The organism is Pseudomonas sp. CFBP2511 (assembly GCF_030209255.1).
GTDB classification, from domain to species: Bacteria; Pseudomonadota; Gammaproteobacteria; order Pseudomonadales; family Pseudomonadaceae; genus Aquipseudomonas; species Aquipseudomonas avellanae.
Genome location: NZ_JARVSI010000001.1, coordinates 254,436 through 278,124, shown reverse-complemented (window position 1 = coordinate 278,124; position 23,689 = coordinate 254,436). Strand labels below are relative to the sequence as shown.

The window sequence follows — 23,689 nt, the reverse complement described above, 5'->3', positions numbered from 1 at the left end:
GCGATGCTTACTGAGCGGCAACCTTGCCCTGACGCTTGTTGATGGCATCGATCAGGCGCTTGGCCAGTGCCGGGTAGTCTTCATCAAAGTGATGACCACCGGGCAACTGAACGGCCTCGCCGACTGCGGTGGTGTCGGTACAACCGCTGTCTTTCTTCTCTTCGATGCCATACACACAGAACACCTTGGCGGCCGGCAGTCTGGCCATTTCCTGCCCGGTGGTGGCTTCCTTGCCTGCGTTGCCAAGCCAGCCGTCTACGTGAATCTCGAAGCTGCCGGTGCGCGCGAAGGCGAGCAGAATGATCGCATCGACCCGGTTCTGATCATCCGCTGCAAGGCGATTGTAGATGGCAGGCATGACATCGGCACCGAACGAATAGCCCGCCAGAATGAAGCGCTTGGTGCCCCACTTCTGCCGGTAGTGGTTCATCAGGTCGGTGAGGTCGGCAGCGGTCTGTTCCGGCGTCTTGTGTTCCCAGTAATAGCGCAGCACGTCGATGCCCACGACCGGATAACCCATCTTGGCCATGTCGCCTGCGACGACCTTGTCCAGGTCGCGCCAGCCACCGTCACCGGACATGAACAGCGTCACGGTGTCGGAAGGCTGGCTTGCCGGCACTTCGACGGTCGGGATGCCCAGGCCGCCGCTGTCGTTTTCACCAAGCAGCAGGTGACGCAGCTCGCTGTTGAGGACCTGCGGCAGCGGAATGTCGTAGTCGCTGATGCTGGTTTCGGCATTGGTCTGATCGCGCACGAACGCTGCACTCGGATCATCCGGTGCGTCGTTCCAGGCGGCCAGCCAGTGCCCGTGTGCAGCTTTTTGTGGCAGCGGCACGTCACAGATTTGTGGCGGCTTCTCGTCCTCCTCCAGAACAGGCGGAGGATTGGAAACATGTTCAAGCGCAAAGCCGACGGAGATGGCCTGCGCTTTGTCGTCAGTTTGTTCCGCCAGCCAGCGCCACGCCAGCGTTGCGCCAGGGCCTATGCCGCCGACAACCTTCGCTGGGCCGTCGAGCTTCTGCAGGGCAGCCTGAAAGGTTTTCTGTTGCAGTACGCAGTCGTCCTTGGGCAACACCACCTGAATGATACGTGCCGAAGCATCTTTACTGATCGCCAGCAATTGCTTGTCAGTGAGCATTTCTTCGGCGGTGACTGCCAGTGCAATGCGGGTCTTGATGGTGGTGGCCGGTGTCACGCTGGTCAGCGGCGCACCGCCTTCCAGGTCCAGGTGTTCCAGCGATGCGGGTGGAGCGGGGCGCGTCCAGATCCATACGCCCGAAGCTACGATAAAAAGAACAATTGCCAGGGCTGCGAGCAAAAGGCGCCAGGAGCGTCGAATCATCAGCGTTTCACCAATCCAGTCAGGCCGCCCGCAATCAGGGCGGCGGTGTCAGCCAGTGCCACAAGCGGATCAAGTCCGGCAGGCACGGCCATATATCGAGGTTCCCAATCGGGCTGGAACTTGTCCTTGAAGCGGCGCAGCCCCTGGAAGTTGTACAACTGTTCGCCGCGTCGGAAGATCATCGACCCCAAACGCTGAGTGATCGGCGCGCCGCGTCGCGGTTGCAGGCCGGAGAGCGGCACCATCCCCAGGCTGAAGCGTGCGTAGCCCTGGGCTTTGTAATGCAGAATCAGACCGACCATCATGAACTCCATGGTCAGTTTCGGAGCGTCCGGGTGCGAGCGCATCAGGTCTAGGCTGGCCAGTTCCGGGCTGGTGGTTTCCAGCAGGTTGGAAAAGGCTACCGGCTTGCCCTGAAAGTGCACGATGGCAATGCGGAAATACTTGAGGTACTCAGGGCTGAAGCGGCCCAGCGAGAAGCCTTTTTCGCGCACGTTCTTACCGGTCAGCCAGGCATCGGAAATGACTTTCAGCTCGTCGATGGGCGCTTGGCCCGGCTCGTATATTTCCAGCGAAAGCCCATCACGCCCACCACGGTTCCAGGTGTAGCGCAGGTCTTTCATCTCCTTGCCCTTGGCTTCGATGTCGAAGCGTCGCAAATCCACACGCGCTTCTTCGCCAAGCTTGATCGCCGTCAGCCCGATGTCCATATAAAACGGCAGGTTTTCCGCGCGTACCTGGTAGAACACCGGGCGAGCATGGTGCACGTCGCACAGGTCGCGGAACTGCCAGATCAGCTCTGCACGCTGTTGGGTCGGACCGATCGGATCGTACAGCGCCACCAGACTGCGCCCGCGATGCGAGTACATCAGAAACGCGTTGCCGGTCGGGTGAAACAGAATGGCCTTGTCGCCGGTCAGAACCAGCCCACCATCGGGCTGGCTGGAGGCCTTGAGAATTTCGGCGGCCTTGTCCAGGTCGGCGGCATCGGGCAGCTTGATCACCGGCCTTGCGGTGCGCAGCAGCCAGGTCAGCGAGACCACGACCAACAATACCGCACTGCCCAACGCCGAACGCAGCCCGCGCGGCGCGTCCGCATCAAGGGTGAATTGCCACCACAGTTGATGGCTGTAGGGCACGTCCTGATAAGCGAACAGCAGCAGCCAGATAGACGCACCGACCACGCAGATGCTGGCAATCAGGTAGAGCGGCGAGAACGGCAACTCCAGCAGGCGACTTGGACGGTAGAACGAACGACGGAAGGTCAGCAGCAGGCAGGCGGTCAGCAGCAGCATGCTGGCCTCTTCCCAGTCGAAGCCCTTGAGTATCGACAGCACTGCACCTACCAGCAGCAAAATGGACGTCAGCATCCAGGCGGCAGACAGTCGACGACGCAGGCCCTGGGCAAGCAGCAGGCACAGCACGCCGACCAGGCTGGCACCAAAGTGCGAAGCGTCGATCAGCCGATGCGGAATCATGAAGCCGACGTTTTCCAGCCGGGTATCGATTTCAGGGGTGGCACCAGAGAAGAGCAGCACCACCCCCGACAAGAAAACCAGTAGGGCCAGAATGGGCGCCGCCAACCCCGAGGCAACGCGCATGGCTTGCTTGGTCGGCAGCAGGCGCTGGGCTTCGGTAAACAGCAGGGTCAGACAGGCCAGCAGCAGTGGCAGCACTACGTAGATCAGGCGGTACAGTAGCAGCGCAGCGGCGAGAGGGGCAGCCCCCAGTTCGTTGGCAAACGCTGCGAGCAGAATGGCCTCGAACACGCCAACGCCGCCAGGCACATGACTGAGTACGCCTGCCGCGAGTGCCAGCAGGTAAATGAGGATGAACGCGCCGAGAGGTGGCGCATGCGGCAGCAACAGGTACAGCACCATCGCGGCGGCGGCGACGTCGAGCGCGGTGATCACCAGCTGGATCAGGGTCAGCTTCAGGTTCGGAAGGCGCAGGGTGCGGCGACCCAGGCGGACCAGAATATTGTGCGCAATGTTCTGTTCCGGCAAGCGACGACGATAGACGAAGGCCGCCAGCAGCAGGCTGCCGATCAATACGGCTGTGGCAACGACGGCCAGCACTTCTACCGGAAGCTTGAGCGCCAGTGAGGCACCGGACAGGTTGCTCAGCGTTGCCAATGCAGCGAGTGGTGGTAACGCGCAGCCGAGTGAAAGGCTGGCAAATACGGTCATGCGGGCGATTTCGATTGCCCCCACGCCGTAGCGTGAGTACAGGCGATAGCGCACCGATCCACCGGAGAGCATCGACAGGCCTACCGCGTTACCGATGGCAAACGAGGTAAAGCCGCCGAGTATCAGCGTTTTTGTCGGCAGGTCGACGTTGGCGTAGCGACTGGCGGACAGTTCATAGCCCATGAGAATGACATAGCCAATGACTGCCGCCAGCAGCGCTCCGCCCAGAGCGGGCAGGGGGACCGCGAACAACGAGTCGTGCAGCGCATACCAGTCCATTTCAACCAGCATGTGGCGGCAGGCAATCAGGGCAAGACCGAACAACAGCAGCATCACCGCCAGCCCGATAGGCTGTCGGTATTTGCTCAGCAGCTCCCGCCAGTTCAGGCGCGGTGCGGAGCCTTGTTGTTCTGCATCAACTGTTTCATTGGAATCGGACATTTTGTCGCGCATCAATCACTCCTTGGATCGTGCGCGACAGGATGGAGGTATACAGCCAAGTTACCAATCCCTACGCAGAAAATATTTCAGGATGTTAGCGCGTCAACGCCTAACGAGCGAATAGCGAATCGAGCCGGTTGAAGCTGTTCAGCTACGGTTCAGTCGTGATCAGCTTAGTAACAAGCCTATCGGCAGCGCATGCTAAAACTGTCGTCAATGAAAGCATTACGTTACAGATGTGATGATAGGGTTTCAAAGGGCTTTGGAAATAGTCTTTTTTGTCAGACAGTTAGCAGTTGCGTGGAGTGTTTTTCCAGCGCAAACAAAAAAGGCCACTCTTTCGAGTAGCCTTCTTTGATGTTTGGTTGCGGGAGCCGGATTTGAACCGACGACCTTCGGGTTATGAGCCCGACGAGCTACCAGACTGCTCCATCCCGCGTCTGTGTGGCGGCATTCTACAGCCGAACGCGAAAGTGTCAACCCTTAATCTCGAAAGGAGGTAAATGAGTGGTGATGCGTGTTTTTCTCCACAGGGAGTTTTCGTCGCGAACCGGAGAAGCAAGCGTGAGCGAAGCACTTTTCAGGCGCGCACAAAAAAGGCCACTCTTTCGAGTAGCCTTTTTTGATGTTTGGTTGCGGGAGCCGGATTTGAACCGACGACCTTCGGGTTATGAGCCCGACGAGCTACCAGACTGCTCCATCCCGCGTCTGTGTGTCGGCATTCTACAGAGAGATAGCGGGGTGTCAATGGCTAGTTTTAAAAAAGTGCTTTTTCTTCAATCGCTTAGCGAGGCAGATCAACCGTTTGGTCCAGCACTGGTGCAGTTATGACGGGATTGTCGGGCCATAAAGGTCGCGCTTGTGGCCGGCTACGCGATTTTTCCGCTGCCTTTTGCATCATGGGGTGTTACTTGTTGATACGGGTGAGATACTGCGCAGCCATTGATTGCAAAATCCCATCAGGTCATGACGCAGCGCAAAATCATCCACATCGACTGTGACTGCTTTTATGCAGCCATCGAAATGCGTGACGAGCCCGAACTCGCCGGCAAGCCGCTGGCGGTGGGCGGCTCTGCGGAACGGCGCGGGGTGATTGCTACCTGTAACTATGAAGCGCGTGCGTATGGGGTGCGCTCGGCCATGTCGTCTCGCCATGCGCTCAAGCTCTGCCCGGACCTGACCATCGTCAAGCCGCGCATGGAGGCTTATAAAGAAGCCTCGCGGGAAATTCACAGCATCTTTCGTGATTACACCGACCTGATCGAGCCTTTGTCGCTGGATGAGGCGTTTCTGGACGTATCTGACACCCATCACTTTTCCGGCAGCGCCACGCGCATCGCCCAGGACATTCGGCGTCGGGTCTCGAATCAGTTGCACATCACGGTTTCGGCGGGCGTGGCCCCCAACAAGTTTTTGGCCAAAATCGCCAGCGACTGGAAAAAGCCCAACGGTTTGTTCGTGATTACGCCGGATCAGGTCGAGGATTTCGTTGCTTCGTTACCGGTGACCAAGCTGCACGGCGTCGGAAAGGTGACTGCCGACAAGCTGGGTCGGCTGGGAATCGTCGACTGTGCGGACCTGCGCAGCCGTAGCAAGCTCGCGCTGGTACGCGAATTCGGCAGCTTCGGCGAGCGTCTCTGGAGTCTGGCGCACGGGATAGATGACCGGCCGGTGCAAAACGACAGTCGACGTCAGTCAGTCAGTGTTGAAAATACTTACGACACAGATTTACCCGATCTGGCCGCCTGCCTGGAAAAGCTCCCCGCCTTGCTGGAAACCCTGGGTACGCGCATGGACAGAATGGAAGGGCAGTACCGGCCCGGCAAACCGTTCGTCAAAGTGAAGTTTCATGACTTCACACAGACCACGCTTGAACAGTCCGGGGCAGGCAGGGATCTGGGTAGCTATGAGCAGTTGTTGACGCAGGCGTTTGCCCGGGGGGGCAAGCCGGTTCGGTTGCTGGGCATCGGCGTGCGTCTGCACGACCTGCGCGCCGCTCATGAGCAGTTGGAGTTGTTTTCAACGTAATGGAGGACTGCGGTTGCATCCCGCAGCCGCTCGCATTACTCGCTTTGGGCGGGAACCGCGACCAGTCGGCCAGCGTCCCTGGCAAGTGATTTGAGAAACTCGCCCTGCAACTGCGGATCGTTGCGCGTGAGTTCGATCAGGCTTTGCTCAAGCTCGCTCGCTTCCTCTTCCAGGCCCATGTCAGAGAGGCGTTTGACTCGATGCACCCACTGGCTGACCTCGTCATCTTCCAGGTCGTCGTAGATCAGCGCATGCGCCTCCAGCAATTTACCGCGCAGAGAATGGCTGATCGGCAAGCTGGCATTGGCGTGTGCGCTGTCCTGATCATCTTCGACATTGATGTAAATGCGCGTGATGCGGCTCAGGTCCTGTTCGGCAAACGGACTGTCCAGCAGATTCAGGCGCAACACGCCGTTGCGGTCAGTGCTCATTTCATGCGTTTGGTTGCCGGCCTTGACCATCACCGGGCGCTCATTCCATGGCAGCGTGGAGTTCTCGATTCGCTTGTCCTTCTGGACCTCATCGATACTCGCAAGATTCTGCTGGGCGCGACCATGGGAAGGGGCGTTCATGAATGGATTCAGGCCAGCCACTCCATAGTGAATCCAGTCCTTGGTCATGCTTTCCGGCAAGTTGCCCAGTGCAAACACGTTGACCACATTCGCGCCGACGCCAGCGACGACTGCAACCGCGCCAAGCGGGATCTCGTAGATTTCCCGCCACGGCTGATAAGGGGTGTAGCGGTCATAGTGACGCGTCACCTCGAAATCGGTGACTTCGAATGACTTGTGTTCGTGAATCCGCACACGCCGTTGCGGCAACTCCAGCGTTTTGGGTTCGCCAATGTCGACTTGCAGCGTGTGTTCGAGCAGTTTGCGCTCGACGCGCTCTTCGTGCTCACTGCGTTGCGATAACTGGTTGGCACAGCCGCCGACGAGAAAAGTGCCGCACAGAACGGCGCTGCCGAGGCTTAAGGTGCTTCGTTTGAGCATGGGATCTCTGATGCGGATGGGGTAAGTGATGAGCGGCGCACCTGTAAGGCAGGTGCGCCTTGTGGCTCAGCGTTTCACTCGGCCCTGAATGAACGACAGCACATCCGCGACGGCAATGGCTTGCGGTTGCGACTCGGTACGGCTCTTGTATTCCAGATTGCCTTCGGCCAGGCCACGATCACTGACCACGATGCGATGCGGAATACCGATCAGTTCCATGTCGGCGAACTTGATGCCCGGGCTGGTCTTCTTGTCGCGGTCATCAAGCAGCACTTCAAAGCCGGCGGCGGTCAGCTCGGCATACAGTTTGTCTGTCGCTTCACGGACGGCGTCGGTTTCGTAACGCAGTGGAATCAGCGCGATCTGGAAAGGTGCCAGTGTGTCGTTCCAGATAATGCCGTTTTCGTCACTGTTCTGTTCGATGGCGGCGGCAACCACTCGAGAAACGCCGATACCGTAGCAACCCATGGCCAGATTGACCGGTTTGCCGTTTTCACCCAGTACCTGACACTTCATCGCTTCGCTGTATTTGGTGCCCAGCTGAAAGATGTGGCCCACTTCGATACCGCGTTTGATTTCCAGCGTGCCCTGGCCATCCGGGCTTGGATCGCCGGCAACCACGTTACGCAGGTCAGCAACGGTCGGCACCGGCAAGTCGCGCTCCCAGTTGACGCCGAAATAATGTTTGTCGTCGATGTTGGCGCCGACGGCGAAGTCGCTCATCAGCTCGACCGAACGGTCGATGATGCACGGCAGCGGCAGATTCAATGGGCCGAGCGAGCCTGCGCCTGCGCCGATGGCGTCACGCAGTTCTGCTTCGGACGCCATCACCAGCGGGCTGGCGACCAGTTCTTGCTGGCTGGCCTTGATTTCGTTGAGTTCGTGATCGCCACGAATGATCAGCGCGATCAGCTTGCCTTCTTCGGCAGCGTGCACAACCAGCGTCTTTACTGTCTTTTCGATTGGCAAACCGAAGCCTTCGACCAGTTGCGCGATGGTCTTGGCATTCGGTGTGTCGACCAGGCGCAGCTCTTCAGTAGCGGCCGCACGCGCTTTTTCGCGAGGCACTGCCTCGGCTTTTTCGATATTGGCGGCGTAATCGGAGCCGTTGCTGAACACGATATCGTCTTCGCCGGATTCGGCCAGGACGTGGAACTCGTGCGAGCCTGCGCCACCGATCGAACCGTTGTCAGCCTCGACCGGGCGGAACTTCAGGCCCAGGCGACTGAATACGTTGCTGTACGCCAGGTGCATGCGGTCGTATGTGACCTGCAACGAAGCGTTGTCGGCGTGGAACGAGTAGGCGTCTTTCATGACGAACTCGCGGCCGCGCATCAGGCCGAAGCGCGGGCGGATCTCGTCACGGAATTTGGTCTGGATCTGGTACATGTTGATAGGCAGCTGTTTATAGCTGTTGAGCTCATTGCGGGCCAGATCGGTGATGACTTCTTCGTGGGTCGGGCCCAGGCAGAATTCGCGGTTGTGGCGGTCGACCAGGCGCATCAGCTCCGGGCCGTATTGCTCCCAGCGACCGGATTCCTGCCACAGCTCTGCAGGCTGAATGCCGGGCATCAGAATTTCAAGTGCGCCGGCAGCGTTCATTTCTTCACGAACGATCGCTTCGACCTTGCGCAGCACGCGCAGGCCCATGGGCAGCCAGGTGTAGAGGCCGGACGCCAGTTTACGGATCATGCCGGCACGCAGCATCAGCTGATGGCTGACCACGACCGCATCGGAAGGGGTTTCTTTCTGTGTGGCGAGCAAAAATTGACTGGTGCGCATGGTAGGCCGTTGTCGGTTGCTGAGACTGGAAATGACCTTGCATTGTACGGAGGTGTTCCGGTCGCGTACAGGGCAGGGCGGGCATGCAGATGGCGGGAGGGTATTTCAGGTCTTGATGAAAATGAAAAAGCCCGGCATGCGCCGGGCTTCGTCTATTAACGAGTGCTGAGTTGCGATTACAGGATCGAGATCGGGTAATCGACAATCAGGCGGAACTCGTTGACGTCGCCGTCTGACTGAGCATCATTGCCGCGGTGCCAGGCTTGACGCATGCGGAAGGACAGATCTTTCGCCGGGCCAGCCTGAACTACATATTTAGCTTCAAGGTTGGTTTCGTGGTGTTTGCCGTCTGCGCCGTACATGTTGGCGTACAGGCTGGAGGCATCCACTTTGGTACCGTCAATATTGTCACCATTGAGGTAGCGAGTCATAAAGCTCAGGCCAGGAACGCCATAAGGAGTCATGTTCAGGTCATAGCGAATCTGCCACGACTTTTCGCCCGGGCCGTTGAAGTCAGAGTACTGAACGGAGTTGGCCAGGAAGATAGAGTCGCCACCACGATTATTGTCGCCGATGCCGATGTAGTCGAATGGAGTGTCACCGTCGACCTTCTGATACGCGACAGTAACGGTGTGCGCTGCCAAGAAGGAATAGGCTGCCGAAGCTGAATACGTAGTGTTGTTGATCGAGCCAGCTTTGGAGCTACCCTCGTCAAGTGTGCGATAAAGGTTGACGTCAAACGCCAAGGACTGGTCATTGCCCAGAGGCAGCGCGTAGTTCACGTTGCCGTAGTACTGATCCCAGATATCTTCGAGCTTGGCTGCGTAAAAAGCTACGCCCAGGCCGTCGGTTATTGCGTATTTACCGCCCAGGAAATCCGCACTATTAGCTTTCAGGCCATTAAAACCATTGGCGTAGGTTGCCCAGATGCTACCGTTGTGGCTGGTGTCATCCTGGCTTGTGCCTGAGTAAAAATGTCCAGCTTCAAGGTCAAGACCGGCAATCTCGCTGCTCTGCAGGCTCAGGCCGCTAGCGGTCTGAGGCAGTATGCGCGAACCGCCAACTGCGAATACAGGGCTGGTCGGCTGCATGTCGCCCACTTTCAGCTCTGTCTTCGAAACGCGGAATTTCACAGCACCGCCAAATTTACCTTGTGTTGCTTCGTTGTCGCCATTGGAGTCGGTAACCAGGTTGCCCGAGCCCGAATACTTGTCTGGACCCCAGAGTCTGAGGGCGCCGTAACCGAAGGCCTCTGCGGCGACACCTATAGTGCCTTGGGTGTAGCCAGTGCTGAAGTTGGCCCAGATGCCCTGAGTCCAGTCTTTGTCACTACGGCCGCCCGGAGCGGGATTATTCTTTCTGTCACGGTTGTAGTAGTAATTGCGCAACTTCAGGTCAAGCGTGCTGCCTTCGACGAAACCCTTGGCCTCAGCCTGATCGCTGACGAAAGGTGCCGCTGTTGCCAGTTGGGTGCTGGCTGCCGTAACGGCCAGTGCGATTGCGCTCCACTTCATCACTCTCATCGTGATTGCTCCTTTGGTTTTTAGAAGATTTTTGCCGTCCACCTGTTTTTTTATCTGGGCGGCTCTTTCTATTTTTGGTCGGCGGAATCTATATCACGCTGACGCTGGTTGCTATAGGTACAGCTCTATCCTTTCAGATTCTTTACGACAGGGTGTTCGGCACGTCGTGTGAAGCAGGCACAGTGCCTTTACTCAAGTGTGTCCGGATCTCGTCGCTACGTTCTGTGCCTGATCAGATCGACTCAAGCCCAGACCACCGAAACGTCTCCCAGGGTCGTACGCCTTTTCCCTTGATCTTTTCATCCCTGTTTTCCGCCAGGGATGCTTTGATCATGTGGGTGATAAAGCAACAAGCGTGCACAAAGTTCCTGGAAATGAAAAAATTTTGTGAAAAATCAGAATTCGCATTGCGTTTTGATCATAGGTAATTGATTTATATAGATATATTAATTTTGTAAAAATAGCGATAGCTTTTCATCGGTGCATCTATGCGTGGTTTTTTCACCCCAAAGCGTTACCTGAGGCCCTGCCAATTGAGTAGAAAAAGAACCCGCAGTGTTGCTGTTGCAACAGCGGTGTGTTGTTTTGGTGCAGTGATTGCCCGCTTCGCTTGAACCTGGAGCACGGTCCGGGCGACGCCTATGGTGAGGGAAGGGTTGTTTCATTTTCGTGTACCAGAGTCAGGCGGTTGTCAGGCGGCAGGTCTGCATGTGGTGGCTTGCCCCGTATTCATCGGCATGGGTACCCGGTTACGGCGTCAAATCGGTGCGATTCGAATTCTGTGGGTCGCATTCTGGTGCGCGGACACGCCAGCAGGTGAAGCGTGGCAAGAACCCTAGTATTCTGCGTGGCATCTCGCATCACCCTGTTACCCACAGGGCAGGTACATTCACCTGGCCGTCAGGAGTTTTTTATCGTGTTCGTTCTGGATTCTCGTCTTCAACAAGACACCTTGCCCATCGGCGACTTCCCGCTGTGCCGCCTGTTGCTCTCCAACGATACACATTACCCATGGTTCATTCTGGTGCCGCGTCGGGCTGATATCACCGAGGTGTTCCAACTGAGCGCCGCGGATCAACTGCAGCTCTGGCAGGAAACGACTGCGCTGTCGAAGGTGCTGAAGGAGGTCTTCGTTGCGGATAAAATCAACGTTGCTGCACTGGGCAACGTGGTCAGCCAGCTTCATATGCACGTCATTGCGCGCAAGCGTGACGACATTGCGTGGCCTGCGCCCGTCTGGGGCAAGCATGCGGCGGTTGCCTATTCCGATGAGCAATTTGCAGAGATCTGCCGGCAGCTCAAGCCTGCACTGACCAATGATTTTCGATTTGAGGGAGAGCGGCCATGAACCTTGAAGAGCGAGTCATGGAGCTGGAAAGTCGTATGGCCTTTCAGGACGACACGATTCAGGCACTCAATGATGTGCTGGTAAAGCAGCGGCGCGAGTTTGATCATCTGCAGCAGCAGATGGCGGCGATGATCAAGCGCCAGGAGGAAATGGGCAGCCAGTTCGATACGTTCGAGGAAGATGCACCGCCACCTCACTATTGATCTGTCTGCATAAAAAAACCGCGACGTCCGTTGGGATGTCGCGGTTTTTTAATGCCTGAAGCAAATTATTGATTCAGGCAATCAGCGGCGGGGCAGGGCAGCGATGACATCTTCAGCCTGCAGGCCCTTGTCGCGGTTCATGACAGAGAACTCGACGCGTTGGCCCTCGACCAGCACGCGGTGACCTTCACCGCGAATGGCTCGAAAATGCACAAAAATATCGTCGCCCGAATCCCGGGAGATAAAGCCGAAGCCTTTGGATGTGTTGAACCACTTTACGGTGCCAGTATCGCGATTTCCCATGTCGTGACTTTGAGTGGCGGGCGAAGGGGAGTAGGACCTGTAAAAGCTGACACCCAGATGCAGGGCGACGGCCACAATGGCGATGGCAAGGCTCACCATGACTGCAGGTTGACCGGCAATTATCTGTAATGGAACAAGCAATGTCAGCGTTTGCGCGACTACCGCAATGACAAGCAGGGCGCTGACCAGATTTTGCAGATTGTGTCGTGGGCCTCGATTCCAGTAAGGGATCACCGGAGCGAGTATCAGGTTAAGCAACCCAAGAAAGGCGAGGCAAAGCGCGTCAGGGTTTTGCAGGTAGGGAGACACGGCTTCGCTGCGCAGACTGGGTATGAAAGAAAGCAGCAGGGCTGCTGCTCCCGTTACCAGATGGACGATTTTCAACATTTTAAAAAGCTCACATGCAAGAAGGATTACAAGAAATAGCGGGTAACGCCCGGTACGCTTCTGAACAAGATGAGGCGTGATGCACGAGCGGTGGGCCAGCCTATGCGCCGATGCTGAATGGCAACTCATTGGCGACACGCCGTGTATTTAACAGCAAACACCGATGCTACTCAAATCAGCAATCAATAACGCCCCCTGAGCAAGCCCTGCATGGGCAGCAAGACGCTGTAGTGCGCCTCTACAAGTACCGGCGCAGAGAGCTCGAGTCGGGTTTGGTGATGTTTCCCCTCTATGTGTCTGAAAGGTCCGCTGATAACGACCCCTGCTACGGCGTCGAACCGGTGGAAGAATTTCTGGCTGGCCCTTTACGGACGGCGTGGGCTGCACGGAAAGCTGCACCATTCGGGTTCTCTTGATAGAGTAGCGGTCGTTACTGATTTTCAATCCTCACTAAAAGGGCATGAAACATGGCAATCGATATTGGTATCAGTGAAGAGGATCGCAAATCGATCGTGGACGGTCTTTCGCATCTGCTGTCGGATACTTATGTGCTTTACCTCAAGACTCATAACTTTCACTGGAATGTCAGCGGGCCGATGTTTCGCACGCTGCACCTGATGTTTGAAGAGCAATACAACGAACTGGCGCTGGCGGTTGACTCTATCGCCGAGCGTATTCGCGCGCTGGGCTTCCCGGCACCCGGCACTTACTCGACGTATGCTCGCCTGTCTTCCATCAAGGAAGAAGAAGGCGTGCCAAGTGCCGAAGATATGATCAAAAGTCTGGTTCAAGGTCAAGAAGCCGTTGTCCGCACTGCTCGTAGTATCTTTCCTCTTTTGGATAAGGTTAGTGACGAGCCGACCGCTGATCTGTTGACCCAGCGCATGCAGGTTCATGAAAAGACTGCCTGGATGCTCCGCTCGATGCTTGAGTCGAAGTAACCGCTATGGCGAGTGGCTTTCAGTGCCGCTCGCCTGCTCTGTATCTCCGCTTTTACCTGCCGCCTTGCAGCCAGCACTTGTCTGGCTGTTACTACGTTTTCGGTTCAAGGGCGCTGCGCTGTAGGCCCCAGACCTTGGCGTGCTCTGCCTGCCGCTAATTTCGTGGGCTTTCAACGTCTATTCATTAGCCCTTCAAAGTTAAACGATATTCCGCTGCGTGCTGTAGCCATGTCCTACAGTTACAGAGTGTAGGGGCGGCTGGATATATAGTCTTGAATCCTGTTTTATACATCGAAGCATTTATTTGTTTTTTAATATTTCTTCTGGTGTTTTGAATTTAATGATTCGAGGTGGTTGTCATGATATTACGAGGTGTTGAACGAGAGGTTAAAGCTTTACCGCGGGAGGTGGAAATACGCCATGATCCTTTTGTCGAGGATTTCAATATGACGCTGGCGCAGCCTCACTCGAAATCGGTTCGGCTCAACGGTCTGGCAACGTGCCTGCGGCTAGAGAACGTCTATTGGAATATTCTTACAGGCATCGCAACTTCCAATGAATGTTCCGTCAATGCGGTATTGTCCTACATCGATAGGGAGGTTCACTTGCGCTACGGCGGGGTCAAAAATTTCAGTGGCCTGATTCGTGTTGTCTGCGTTGCGCATCTGTTGAAAGGCGATCGCCTGGAAAATTCCCACGCCTAGCTCGACCTTGTCCTCATTTCTGCGGGTCCGCTTCGGCGGGCCTGCTTCCCTCCACAGTAGCACTGCCGGGCTGTGGGGGGCGCTCACGAACTTATCCGGACGGGATAGGTTCGTTCGGCTGCACGCTGGCAATTAACTCTATATAATCCTCCGTCTTGCTAGCGGGCGTGACTCTGCATGGGCCAAGGCTGGTTTGAACCTTGTGCCGGTGTCTTGTGCCACCGAGCGCAAGCCAGGAGCGAAAGCGCCACCGAATTCGAATTACGAGAAGTGAAAACACCATCATGATGCGCAGCCATTATTGCGGCCAACTGAACGAGAGTCTGGAAGGCCAGGAAATTACCCTTTGCGGATGGGTCCACCGTCGTCGTGACCACGGGGGCGTTATCTTCCTTGATATCCGCGACCGTGAAGGCATGGCTCAGGTAGTGTTCGACCCCGATCGTGCAGACAGCTTCGCTGCCGCCGACCGTGTGCGCAGCGAGTACGTGGTCAAGGTCGTCGGCAAGGTCCGCGCCCGTCCTGCCGGTGCCGTCAACGCCAACATGGCATCCGGTGCCATCGAAGTGCTGGGCTACGAGCTCGAAGTACTGAACGAGTCCGAAACTCCGCCGTTCCCGCTGAACGAATATTCCGATGTCGGCGAAGAAACGCGCCTGCGTTATCGCTTCATCGATCTGCGTCGTCCGGAAATGGCTGAAAAGCTGCGTCTGCGCTCGCGTATCACCACCAGCATTCGTCGTTATCTGGATGAAAACGGCTTTCTCGATGTCGAGACGCCGATCCTGACCCGTGCCACGCCGGAAGGTGCTCGCGACTACCTGGTTCCAAGCCGCACACACCCGGGCAGCTTCTTCGCGCTGCCGCAATCGCCTCAGTTGTTCAAGCAACTGCTGATGGTGGCCGGCTTCGACCGCTACTACCAGATCGCCAAGTGCTTCCGCGACGAAGACCTGCGTGCTGACCGTCAACCGGAATTCACTCAGATCGACATCGAGACCAGCTTCCTCAACGAGGAAGACATCATTGGTCTGACCGAGAAGATGGTTCGCCAGTTGTTCAAGGAAGTTCTGGACGTTGAGTTCGGTGACTTCCCGCACATGACCTTCGAAGAAGCCATGCGTCGCTACGGTTCCGACAAGCCGGACCTGCGCAACCCGCTGGAACTGGTAGACGTCGCCGATCAGCTAAATGCCGTGGAATTCAAGGTGTTCAGCGGTCCGGCCAACGATCCGAAAGGGCGTGTTGCCGCACTGCGTGTACCGGGCGCTGCCAGCATGGCGCGCAGCCAGATCGACGACTACACCAAGTTCGTCAGCATCTACGGCGCCAAAGGCCTGGCCTACATCAAGGTCAACGAGCGTGCGAAAGGGCCTGAGGGCTTGCAGTCGCCGATCGTCAAGTTCATCCCTGAAGAAAACCTCAACGTCATCCTTGATCGCGTGGGCGCGGTCGATGGCGATATCGTTTTCTTCGGTGCGGACAAATTCAAGGTCGTCAGCGAAGCTCTGGGCGCGCTGCGGATCAAGATCGGTAACGACCTCAAGCTGCACACCTGCGAGTGGGCGCCGATGTGGGTCGTCGACTTCCCGATGTTCGAAGAAAACGACGACGGCAGCTTCTCGGCGTTGCACCACCCCTTCACTGCACCCAAGTGCACGCCTGAAGAGCTGGAAGCCAACCCTGCCACGGCGCTTTCCCGTGCTTACGACATGGTCCTCAACGGCACCGAGCTGGGTGGCGGTTCGATCCGTATCCACCGCAAGGAAATGCAACAGGCGGTATTCCGTCTGCTGGGCATCGCCGAAGACGAGCAGCAGGAGAAGTTCGGCTTCCTGCTCGATGCCTTGAAGTACGGTGCACCGCCGCACGGTGGCCTGGCATTCGGTCTCGACCGTCTGGTCATGCTGATGACCGGCGCGCAATCGATTCGTGAAGTCATCGCCTTCCCGAAAACCCAGAGCGCGGCCGATGTCATGACCCAGGCGCCTGGCGTTGTCGATGCCAAAGCGTTGCGCGAGTTGCACATCCGTCTGCGCGAGCAGCCAAAAGCCGAGTGATGCCGGACAGGGCGTATCGTCGATACGCCCTGTATTACCCTTATTGAGTGAAGCTTTTTGCCTGGTTGTTCGGGGCGAAAGGTGAAGGTGTTTCAAAAGAATCTGGAGCGGAAAATGGCAGGTCATTCTAAGTGGGCGAACATCAAGCACCGCAAAGAGCGTCAGGATGCCAAAAAAGGCAAGATTTTCACCAAGTGGATTCGTGAGCTGACCGTTGCTGCGCGTCAGGGCGGTGGCGATCCGGGTTCCAATCCGCGTCTGCGTCTGGCGCTGGACAAGGCGCTTGGTGCGAACATGACCCGTGACACCATTGATCGCGCCGTGGCGCGTGGCGTGGGTGCATCAGATGGCGACGATGTCGAAGAGCTGGGTTACGAGGGCTACGGCCCGGGCGGCGTAGCGGTCATGGTCGAAACCATGACCGACAACCGCAACCGCACCGCGGCGGCGGTTCGCCATGCGTTCACCAAGTGCGGGGGTAATCTTGGCACCGACGGCTCTGTTGCCTACTTGTTCGATCGCAAGGGCCAGATTTCCTTTGCTGCTGGCGTTGACGAGGATTCCCTTATCGAGGCCGCCATGGAGGCCGATGCCGACGATGTCGTGACCAACGACGACGGCTCGATCGACGTGTTCACATCGTTCTCCGGGTTCTACGCGGTGCGTAACGCTTTGGAGGCGGCCGGTTTCAAGGCTGCAGATGCAGAAATCGTCATGTTACCGACCACCAGTGCTGTGCTCGATCTGGAAACCGCTGAAAAAGTCCTCAAGCTGATCGACATGCTTGAAGACCTGGATGACGTGCAGAACGTGTATTCAAATGCGGAAATTCCTGATGAAGTCATGGAGCAACTGGGCTGATCGCCGACAGGTAACACCGTGTCAGAAGCCGGGGGAACGACGCTGTGCACATCACGCAGCTATCGGCCTCCGGCTTCTGCCTTTATGCTGCACCTATTGTTTTGCGTGACCTTCTCAAGCTGCAGGCGTTATGACTCTTATTCTTGGTATCGACCCCGGTTCGCGAATCACCGGCTATGGCGTGGTGCGTGACACCGGGCGTGGCTGCGTTTACGTGGCCTCGGGGTGTATTCGCACCGGCAGCGGCGAGCTGCATGAGCGTTTGCAAATCGTCTATCGTGGTGTGCGTGAGGTCATCAAGACCTACGGGCCCGTGACGATGGGCATCGAAAAGGTATTCATGGCGCGCAATGCCGATTCGGCGCTCAAGCTGGGGCAGGCGAGGGGGGCGGCTATCGTCGCAGGGGCCGAAGAGGCACTGGAAATCGCCGAGTACACAGCCACTCAGGTCAAACAGGCGGTGGCCGGGACGGGCGGGGCCAATAAAGAGCAGGTAATGATGATGGTCATGCATCTGCTCAAACTGACCCAGAAGCCGCAAATCGATGCGTCCGATGCCCTCGCCATCGCGTTGTGTCACGCACACACGCGTTCCAGTCTGATTCCCCACGGGCTGGGCACGGCGCGCAGTCGTGGCGGTCGGTTAAGGCTCTGATTGCATCATTCGCACGCATATTTTTACTTGCAGGCCGGTTACTCCTGTGATGATTGTATTCAACTTCTTCTTCGCGCAAGCGACAGGCAACACGAAAGGATCTGAAACGTGATTGGACGTTTACGCGGCGCCATTGCCGAAAAACAGCCTCCGCACCTGGTGTTGGATGTCAACGGCGTTGGCTATGAGCTGGAAGTGCCGATGACGACGCTGTACAGGCTGCCGCATGTCGGCGAGACCGTGACCTTGCACACCCATCTGGTGGTTCGCGAGGACGCGCATCTGCTGTATGGCTTCTATGAAAAACGCGAGCGTGAGCTGTTTCGTGAGCTGATCCGTCTGAACGGCGTCGGGCCGAAGCTGGCGCTGGCATTGATGTCCGGTCTGGAAGTCGATGAGCTGGTGCGCTGCGTTCAGGCTCAGGATACGTCCGCGCTGACCCGTATCCCCGGTGTCGGCAAGAAGACTGCCGAACGTCTGCTGGTCGAGCTCAAGGATCGTTTCAAGGCCTGGGAGAGCTTGCCAGGCACTTTTACACTGGTTTCCAATGGTCCGAATCACGCAGATCCCGTGGCCTCGGCCGAGTCCGATGCGGTCAGTGCGCTGATTTCGCTGGGCTACAAACCTCAGGAGGCGAGCAAGGCCGTCTCCGCGATCAAGGAAAAAGACTTGAGCAGTGCAGATCTGATTCGCCGTGCGTTGAAGGGGATGGGTTAAGTGATAGATGCCGACCGCCTGATAACCGCCGTTGGCGGCCGTGATCGTGATGAACAGCTGGATCGTGCGATTCGCCCGCTCAGCCTTGCGGACTATATCGGCCAGCCCACCGTGCGCGAGCAGATGGAGCTGTTCATCCAGGCTGCCCGAGGCCGCAGCGAGGCGCTGGACCACACGCTGATCTTCGGCCCGCCCGGTCTGGGCAAGACGACCCTGGCCAATATCATCGCCCAGGAAATGGGCGTGTCGATCAAGAGCACCTCCGGCCCGGTGCTGGAGCGGCCCGGTGATCTGGCGGCAATCCTGACCAACCTTGAACCGAACGACGTGCTGTTTATCGACGAGATTCATCGGTTATCACCGATTGTCGAGGAAGTGCTGTATCCGGCGATGGAGGACTTCCAGCTCGACATCATGATTGGCGAAGGCCCTGCAGCACGCTCGATCAAGCTTGATCTACCACCGTTTACGCTGGTTGGCGCAACCACCCGCGCGGGCATGCTGACCAACCCGCTGCGCGACCGCTTCGGGATTGTGCAGCGTCTGGAGTTCTACAATATTGCCGATCTTTCGACGATCGTGGCTCGTTCGGCAGGCATTTTGGGGCTGGTCATCGAGCCCGCAGGTGCGTTCGAGATCGCCAGACGCGCCCGTGGTACGCCGCGTATAGCCAACCGTTTGTTGCGCCGCGTGCGGGACTTCGCCCAGGTGCGTGGCAATGGTCAGATCACCCGGCAGACAGCCGACAAGGCGCTTAACCTGCTGGATGTCGACGAGCACGGCTTTGATCATCAGGACAGGCGTCTGCTGCTGACCATGATCGAGAAGTTTGACGGCGGGCCTGTCGGTGTCGACAGCCTCGCGGCCGCGATCAGTGAAGAGCGTCACACAATTGAAGACGTACTGGAGCCCTATTTGATCCAGCAAGGCTATATCATGCGCACACCTCGCGGGCGCGTGGTCACCCGTCATGCGTATCTGCATTTCGGGCTGAACATTCCGACGAGGATGGGCGAGATGCCGGTCGCAGCTGAATTTGTCGACGATGCCGCGGATTTATAGCAATGGTTTGCAATTTATTTGCAGTCGGCGTGGTCACATTGCCAGTTCTGCTGCCATTACCGCTCACCGAGTGGCAAATCGTTGAAAAACAGTTGCCTGACCCGATTGGCAACCCGAGGAGTAAGCACTAGAGTATGCGCGCGCAAAACGGGGTTCAGTCGTTCGCACATCGCTGTCGCGTTTATTACGAGGACACCGATGCAGGCGGCATCGTCTACTACGTCAATTATCTGAAATTCATGGAGCGGGCTCGTACCGAGCGGCTACGGGAATTGGGTTTTGCCCAATCCGAACTGGCGCAGGAAAACCTTTTATTTGTCGTGCACTCCAGTGAGGCCCGTTATCACAAGCCTGCGCGGCTGGATGACGAGTTGCTCGTCAGTGCACAAGTAACCGAATTGAACCGTGTCAGCCTGCGCTTTCAACAGCAGATCAGGCGGGCGTCGGATGCAACACTGCTCTGTGAAGGGCAGTTTCTGGTGGCGTGTGTACGCGCCGATAGTTTCAAACCCCGGGCCATTCCCGAAGCTCTGCGAGCGGCCTTTGCCGACCAGGGCGGCGCGGGCATACATTCAGAGCAGGAGATAAAGCGTGGAAGCTAACGTCGTCGACCATTCCTCCATGTGGAGTTTGGTCAGCAATGCCAGCATTGTTGTTCAGTTGGTCATGCTGATTCTGGTGGCCGCTTCGGTCACCTCGTGGATCGTGATTTTTCAGCGCAGCAACATGCTGCGTGCAGGTCGGCGTGCACTGGACAGCTTCGAAGAGCGTTTCTGGTCGGGTATCGACCTGTCCAAGCTGTACCGTCAGGCAGGTAGCAATCCTGATCCTGATTCGGGCGTCGAGCAGATTTTCCGTGCCGGTTTCAAGGAATTCTCCCGCCTGCGTCAGCAGTCCGGCGTTGATCCTGATGCGGTCATGGAAGGTGTGGCGCGTGCCATGCGTGTAGCCATTTCCCGCGAGGAAGAAAAGCTCGAAGCAGGCCTGCCGTACCTGGCAACCGTAGGTTCTACCAGCCCTTATGTCGGTCTGTTCGGTACGGTCTGGGGGATCATGAACTCCTTCCGCGGCCTGGCAACTGCCCAGCAGGCAACATTGGCCACCGTGGCGCCAGGTATTGCCGAAGCACTGATTGCAACGGCCATCGGCCTGTTCGCAGCCATCCCGGCCGTTATTGCCTACAACCGTTTCGCCGCGCGCAGTGAGACCTTGATCAGCCGTTACTACACGTTCGCTGACGAGTTCCAGGCCATCCTGCACCGTAAAGTGCACACCAGCGAAGAGTGAGCAGGTAATTCCCCATGGCTTTAATCGCTCGAGATCGTCGCAGAAAACGCAAGCCGGTCGCTGAAATGAACGTAGTGCCCTACATCGACGTGATGCTGGTGCTGCTCGTGATTTTCATGGTGACGGCTCCCATGATCAACCAGGGCGTGAAAGTCGATTTGCCCAAGGTCTCCAGCGAGGCTTTGCCGCAAGACAACAACAATCAGGTCCTGACCATTTCGATCAAGGCTGACAAGACCTATTACTGGAACCTTGGCAGCGAAGTCGATACCGACAAGCAGATGGACAAGGCAATGACCCTGCCGCAACTGACCGCTGCAGTGACCAAGATCGTCGCTGCCGGTCGTGACGCAGGCAAGCAGACGCAGGTTTTCATTCGTGGTGACAAGACCGTTGATTACGGCTCGGTCATGGGCACGATGGGCGGGCTGCAGAAGGCTGGGGTCGGGAATGTTGGTTTGATTACCGAGGCACCCTGATGCAGCCGATTCGAGAGCCGTCCGCCTCGGAAAGCTTCTTCTGGCCCAGTGTCTGGGCAGTGGCATTGCATATCCTGATTTTCGGCATGCTGTTCGTCAGTTTTGCCATGACTCCGGATCTGCCCGAAGCCAAGCCTATCGTTCAGGCAACGCTCTATCAGCTCAAGTCCAAGAGCCAGGCCACTACCCAGACCAACCAGAAGATTGCCGGTGAGGCGAAGAAAACTGCTGCGCGACAGACTGAAGTCGAACAGCTGGAGCAGAAAAAGATCGAGCAGCTCAAACAGGAAGCTGTAAAAGCTGCGGAACAAAAGAAAGAAGAGTCGGCTCAAAAAGCCGAAGAGCAGAAAGCCGCCGACGAGGCCAAGAAAGCCGAGCAGAAGGCAGAAGAGGCCAAAAAGGCTGATGATGCAAAGAAAGCTGACGAAGCCAAGAAGGTCGCTGACGCTAAAAAGGTTGAAGAAAAACAATTGGCTGATATAGCCAAGAAGAAGGCCGAAGACGAGGCGAAGAAAAAAGCCGAAGAAGACGCCAAGAAAGCTGCTGCCGAGGAAGCCAAGAAACAGGCTGCTGATGAGGCCAAGAAAAAGGCCGCAGAAGACGCCAAGAAAAAGGCTGCCGAGGACGCGAAGAAAAAAGCCGCTGCCGATTCTGCCAAGAAGGCGCAGGAAGCAGCTCGTAAATCCGCTGAAGACAAGAAGGCGCAGGCACTGGCCGATTTGCTGTCCGACAAACCGGAACGGCAACAGGCTTTGGCTGACGAACGTGGCGATGAGACGGCTGGCAGTTTCGATGATCTGATTCGTGTTCGGGCGTCCGAGGGCTGGAGTCGTCCACCATCGGCACGTAACAACATGTCGGTAACGTTGCAGATCGGAATGTTGCCGGACGGTACGATTGCTTCCGTATCGATTGCCAAGTCCAGTGGAGACGGGCCGTTTGACAGCTCTGCAGTTGCAGCGGTGAAGAACATTGGACGTTTGACAGAAATGCAGGGTTTGAAGCCGGCTGACTTCGCTCCCTATCGTTCATTCAAGATGACATTCACACCTGGAGATCTAGCCTTGTGATCAACCTTTTTCGAGGACTGCTCGTCGTTCTCTGTTTCGCCTCCGCAATGGTGGCGGCAGAAGAAAAGAACATTCTGGTCACCAGCGGCAGTGACCGCGCGGCTCCAATCGCGGTCGTGCCATTCGGTTGGCAGGGCGGTAACGTGCTGCCGGAAGACATGGCTGAGATCGTCAGCAATGACCTGCGCAACTCCGGTTATTACGCGCCGATTCCAAAGCAGAACATGATCAGCTTGCCGACCCAGGCCAGCGAAGTCATTTTCCGTGACTGGAAAGCGCTGGGTGCACAGTACGTCATGGTCGGCAACATCACGCCGGCTGGTGGACGTCTGCAGATTCAGTACGCGTTGTTCAACGTGGCCACTGAACAGCAGGTCCTGACCGGTAACGTGTCCGGCACCAACGATCAACTGCGGGACATGGCGCATTACATTGCCGACCAGTCGTTCGAGAAGCTCACCGGTATCAAAGGTGCATTCTCTACTCGCATGCTGTACGTGACTGCCGAGCGTTTTTCGGAGAACAACACGCGTTACACGCTGCAGCGTTCGGATTACGACGGTGCTCGTGCGGTAACCCTGTTGCAATCCCGTGAGCCGATCCTGTCGCCGCGTTTCGCGCCAGACGGCAAACGTATTGCCTACGTGTCGTTTGAACAGAAGCGTCCACGCATCTTTGTTCAGCATATCGATACCGGCCGTCGCGAGCAGATCACCAACTTCGAAGGCCTGAACGGCGCACCTGCGTGGTCGCCGGATGGCAGCAAGCTGGCGTTCGTACTGTCCAAGGACGGTAACCCGGAAATCTACGTCATCAATCTGGCTTCGCGTCAGTTGAGCCGCGTAACCAATGATTCTTCGATTGATACTGAACCTTTCTTCGGCAAGGACGGGTCTACGCTATACTTCACGTCGGACCGTGGCGGGAAGCCACAGATCTACAAGACAAACATTAATGGCGGCGGTGCCGAACGTGTAACGTTCGTGGGTAACTACAACGCCAACCCGAAATTGTCAGCCGATGAAAAGACGCTGGTAATGATTCACCGGCAGGACGGCTTCACTAATTTCAAGGTGGCAGTGCAGGATTTGGCCCGCGGTAGCGTAAAAATCCTCACAGATAGCAACCTTGATGAGTCGCCTACTGTTGCGCCCAACGGCACCATGGTAATCTACGCCACCCGCCAGCAGGGCCGGGGAGTCTTGATGCTCGTGTCCATCAATGGACGCGTAAGGCTCCCGCTTCCTACCGCTCAAGGCGAAGTCAGAGAACCTTCCTGGTCCCCTTACCTGAACTGACGCGGCGCTACACGATT

General features: G+C 57.1%; 21 protein-coding genes and 2 tRNA genes. 15 read left to right on the top strand and 8 right to left on the bottom strand.

The window, feature by feature from the left end:
• Window positions 1–7: 7 nt before the first annotated feature.
• The 4 genes from QRN38_RS01295 to QRN38_RS01280 all read right to left on the bottom strand — a co-directional run bounded on the left by QRN38_RS01295 (window position 8) and on the right by QRN38_RS01280 (window position 4,679).
• Window positions 8–1,342, bottom strand: a complete 1,335-nt coding sequence (locus QRN38_RS01295) for a virulence factor family protein (RefSeq protein WP_011104820.1) — start codon at window positions 1,340–1,342, stop codon at window positions 8–10.
• Window positions 1,342–3,972: a bifunctional lysylphosphatidylglycerol flippase/synthetase MprF gene (gene mprF, locus QRN38_RS01290; RefSeq protein WP_371245710.1), complete on the bottom strand. Its 2,631-nt coding sequence runs from the start codon at window positions 3,970–3,972 to the stop codon at window positions 1,342–1,344. The genes QRN38_RS01295 and mprF overlap by 1 nt, the downstream gene beginning before the upstream one ends.
• Before the next feature lie 362 nt (window positions 3,973–4,334).
• A tRNA-Met gene (locus QRN38_RS01285) sits at window positions 4,335–4,411 on the bottom strand.
• A 191-nt stretch (window positions 4,412–4,602) separates the two neighbouring features.
• Window positions 4,603–4,679: transfer RNA gene (locus tag QRN38_RS01280), tRNA-Met, on the bottom strand.
• 259 nt (window positions 4,680–4,938) lie between these two features.
• On the opposite strand from QRN38_RS01280, the gene dinB reads away from it, so the two are divergent.
• A complete protein-coding gene (dinB, locus tag QRN38_RS01275) occupies window positions 4,939–6,000 on the top strand; it encodes a DNA polymerase IV (protein WP_005766057.1) in 1,062 nt (353 codons plus the stop codon).
• A gap of 35 nt (window positions 6,001–6,035) precedes the next feature.
• Here the strand turns inward: dinB and QRN38_RS01270 are convergent, their stop codons facing one another.
• The 3 genes from QRN38_RS01270 to QRN38_RS01260 all read right to left on the bottom strand — a co-directional run bounded on the left by QRN38_RS01270 (window position 6,036) and on the right by QRN38_RS01260 (window position 10,297).
• Window positions 6,036–6,992 (bottom strand): lipoprotein, encoded by a 957-nt coding sequence (locus QRN38_RS01270; protein ID WP_007245435.1) that lies wholly within the window; start codon window positions 6,990–6,992, stop codon window positions 6,036–6,038.
• Between the two features lie 66 nt (window positions 6,993–7,058).
• Window positions 7,059–8,774: a proline--tRNA ligase gene (locus QRN38_RS01265; RefSeq protein ID WP_024666831.1), complete on the bottom strand. Its 1,716-nt coding sequence runs from the start codon at window positions 8,772–8,774 to the stop codon at window positions 7,059–7,061.
• Between the two features lie 176 nt (window positions 8,775–8,950).
• A complete protein-coding gene (locus QRN38_RS01260; RefSeq protein WP_046463746.1) occupies window positions 8,951–10,297 on the bottom strand; it encodes an OprD family porin in 1,347 nt (448 codons plus the stop codon).
• A 916-nt stretch (window positions 10,298–11,213) separates the two neighbouring features.
• Here QRN38_RS01260 and QRN38_RS01255 point away from each other — a divergent pair.
• Complete coding sequence (locus QRN38_RS01255; RefSeq protein ID WP_011104815.1) at window positions 11,214–11,645, top strand: HIT domain-containing protein; 432 nt, start codon at window positions 11,214–11,216, stop codon at window positions 11,643–11,645.
• On the top strand, window positions 11,642–11,848 hold the full coding sequence (locus QRN38_RS01250; protein ID WP_005766070.1) for a SlyX family protein: 207 nt from the start codon (window positions 11,642–11,644) through the stop codon (window positions 11,846–11,848). The genes QRN38_RS01255 and QRN38_RS01250 overlap by 4 nt, the downstream gene beginning before the upstream one ends.
• Window positions 11,849–11,929: 81 nt before the next feature.
• Here QRN38_RS01250 and QRN38_RS01245 read toward each other — a convergent pair whose 3' ends face one another.
• Window positions 11,930–12,538 (bottom strand): cold-shock protein, encoded by a 609-nt coding sequence (locus QRN38_RS01245; RefSeq protein WP_007245438.1) that lies wholly within the window; start codon window positions 12,536–12,538, stop codon window positions 11,930–11,932.
• Window positions 12,539–13,005: 467 nt separating this feature from the next.
• Here QRN38_RS01245 and QRN38_RS01240 point away from each other — a divergent pair, with 467 nt between their 5' ends.
• From QRN38_RS01240 to tolB, 12 genes are all read left to right on the top strand, one after another.
• Window positions 13,006–13,479, top strand: a complete 474-nt coding sequence (locus tag QRN38_RS01240) for a Dps family protein (RefSeq protein WP_003314356.1) — start codon at window positions 13,006–13,008, stop codon at window positions 13,477–13,479.
• 359 nt (window positions 13,480–13,838) lie between these two features.
• Window positions 13,839–14,183, top strand: coding sequence for a ribbon-helix-helix domain-containing protein (locus QRN38_RS01235; RefSeq protein ID WP_007245440.1), 345 nt, complete (start codon window positions 13,839–13,841; stop codon window positions 14,181–14,183).
• A gap of 284 nt (window positions 14,184–14,467) precedes the next feature.
• Window positions 14,468–16,243: an aspartate--tRNA ligase gene (gene aspS / locus QRN38_RS01230; protein WP_010209281.1), complete on the top strand. Its 1,776-nt coding sequence runs from the start codon at window positions 14,468–14,470 to the stop codon at window positions 16,241–16,243.
• A gap of 114 nt (window positions 16,244–16,357) precedes the next feature.
• Complete coding sequence (locus QRN38_RS01225) at window positions 16,358–17,104, top strand: YebC/PmpR family DNA-binding transcriptional regulator (RefSeq protein WP_003378984.1); 747 nt, start codon at window positions 16,358–16,360, stop codon at window positions 17,102–17,104.
• A 130-nt stretch (window positions 17,105–17,234) separates the two neighbouring features.
• Window positions 17,235–17,759, top strand: coding sequence for a crossover junction endodeoxyribonuclease RuvC (ruvC, locus tag QRN38_RS01220; RefSeq protein ID WP_003364732.1), 525 nt, complete (start codon window positions 17,235–17,237; stop codon window positions 17,757–17,759).
• Between the two features lie 108 nt (window positions 17,760–17,867).
• Window positions 17,868–18,476 carry a Holliday junction branch migration protein RuvA gene (gene ruvA, locus QRN38_RS01215; protein WP_007245442.1) on the top strand — a complete coding sequence of 203 codons (609 nt, stop codon included), beginning with the start codon at window positions 17,868–17,870 and terminating at the stop codon, window positions 18,474–18,476.
• Window positions 18,477–19,538: a Holliday junction branch migration DNA helicase RuvB gene (ruvB, locus tag QRN38_RS01210; RefSeq protein WP_057418670.1), complete on the top strand. Its 1,062-nt coding sequence runs from the start codon at window positions 18,477–18,479 to the stop codon at window positions 19,536–19,538.
• Window positions 19,539–19,672: 134 nt separating this feature from the next.
• Entirely contained in the window at window positions 19,673–20,140 is a 468-nt protein-coding gene (gene ybgC / locus QRN38_RS01205) for a tol-pal system-associated acyl-CoA thioesterase (RefSeq protein ID WP_003378990.1), read from the top strand.
• Window positions 20,130–20,825 (top strand): protein TolQ, encoded by a 696-nt coding sequence (gene tolQ, locus QRN38_RS01200; RefSeq protein ID WP_002554655.1) that lies wholly within the window; start codon window positions 20,130–20,132, stop codon window positions 20,823–20,825. The genes ybgC and tolQ overlap by 11 nt, the downstream gene beginning before the upstream one ends.
• A 14-nt stretch (window positions 20,826–20,839) precedes the next feature.
• Window positions 20,840–21,304 (top strand): protein TolR, encoded by a 465-nt coding sequence (gene tolR / locus QRN38_RS01195; RefSeq protein WP_002554654.1) that lies wholly within the window; start codon window positions 20,840–20,842, stop codon window positions 21,302–21,304.
• The gene (gene tolA, locus QRN38_RS01190; RefSeq protein WP_005616090.1) at window positions 21,304–22,374 is read left to right on the top strand and encodes a cell envelope integrity protein TolA; all 1,071 of its coding nucleotides are present in this window, start codon (window positions 21,304–21,306) and stop codon (window positions 22,372–22,374) included. The genes tolR and tolA overlap by 1 nt, the downstream gene beginning before the upstream one ends.
• A 47-nt stretch (window positions 22,375–22,421) precedes the next feature.
• Entirely contained in the window at window positions 22,422–23,672 is a 1,251-nt protein-coding gene (gene tolB / locus QRN38_RS01185; protein WP_007245445.1) for a Tol-Pal system beta propeller repeat protein TolB, read from the top strand.
• Window positions 23,673–23,689: the final 17 nt, after the last annotated feature.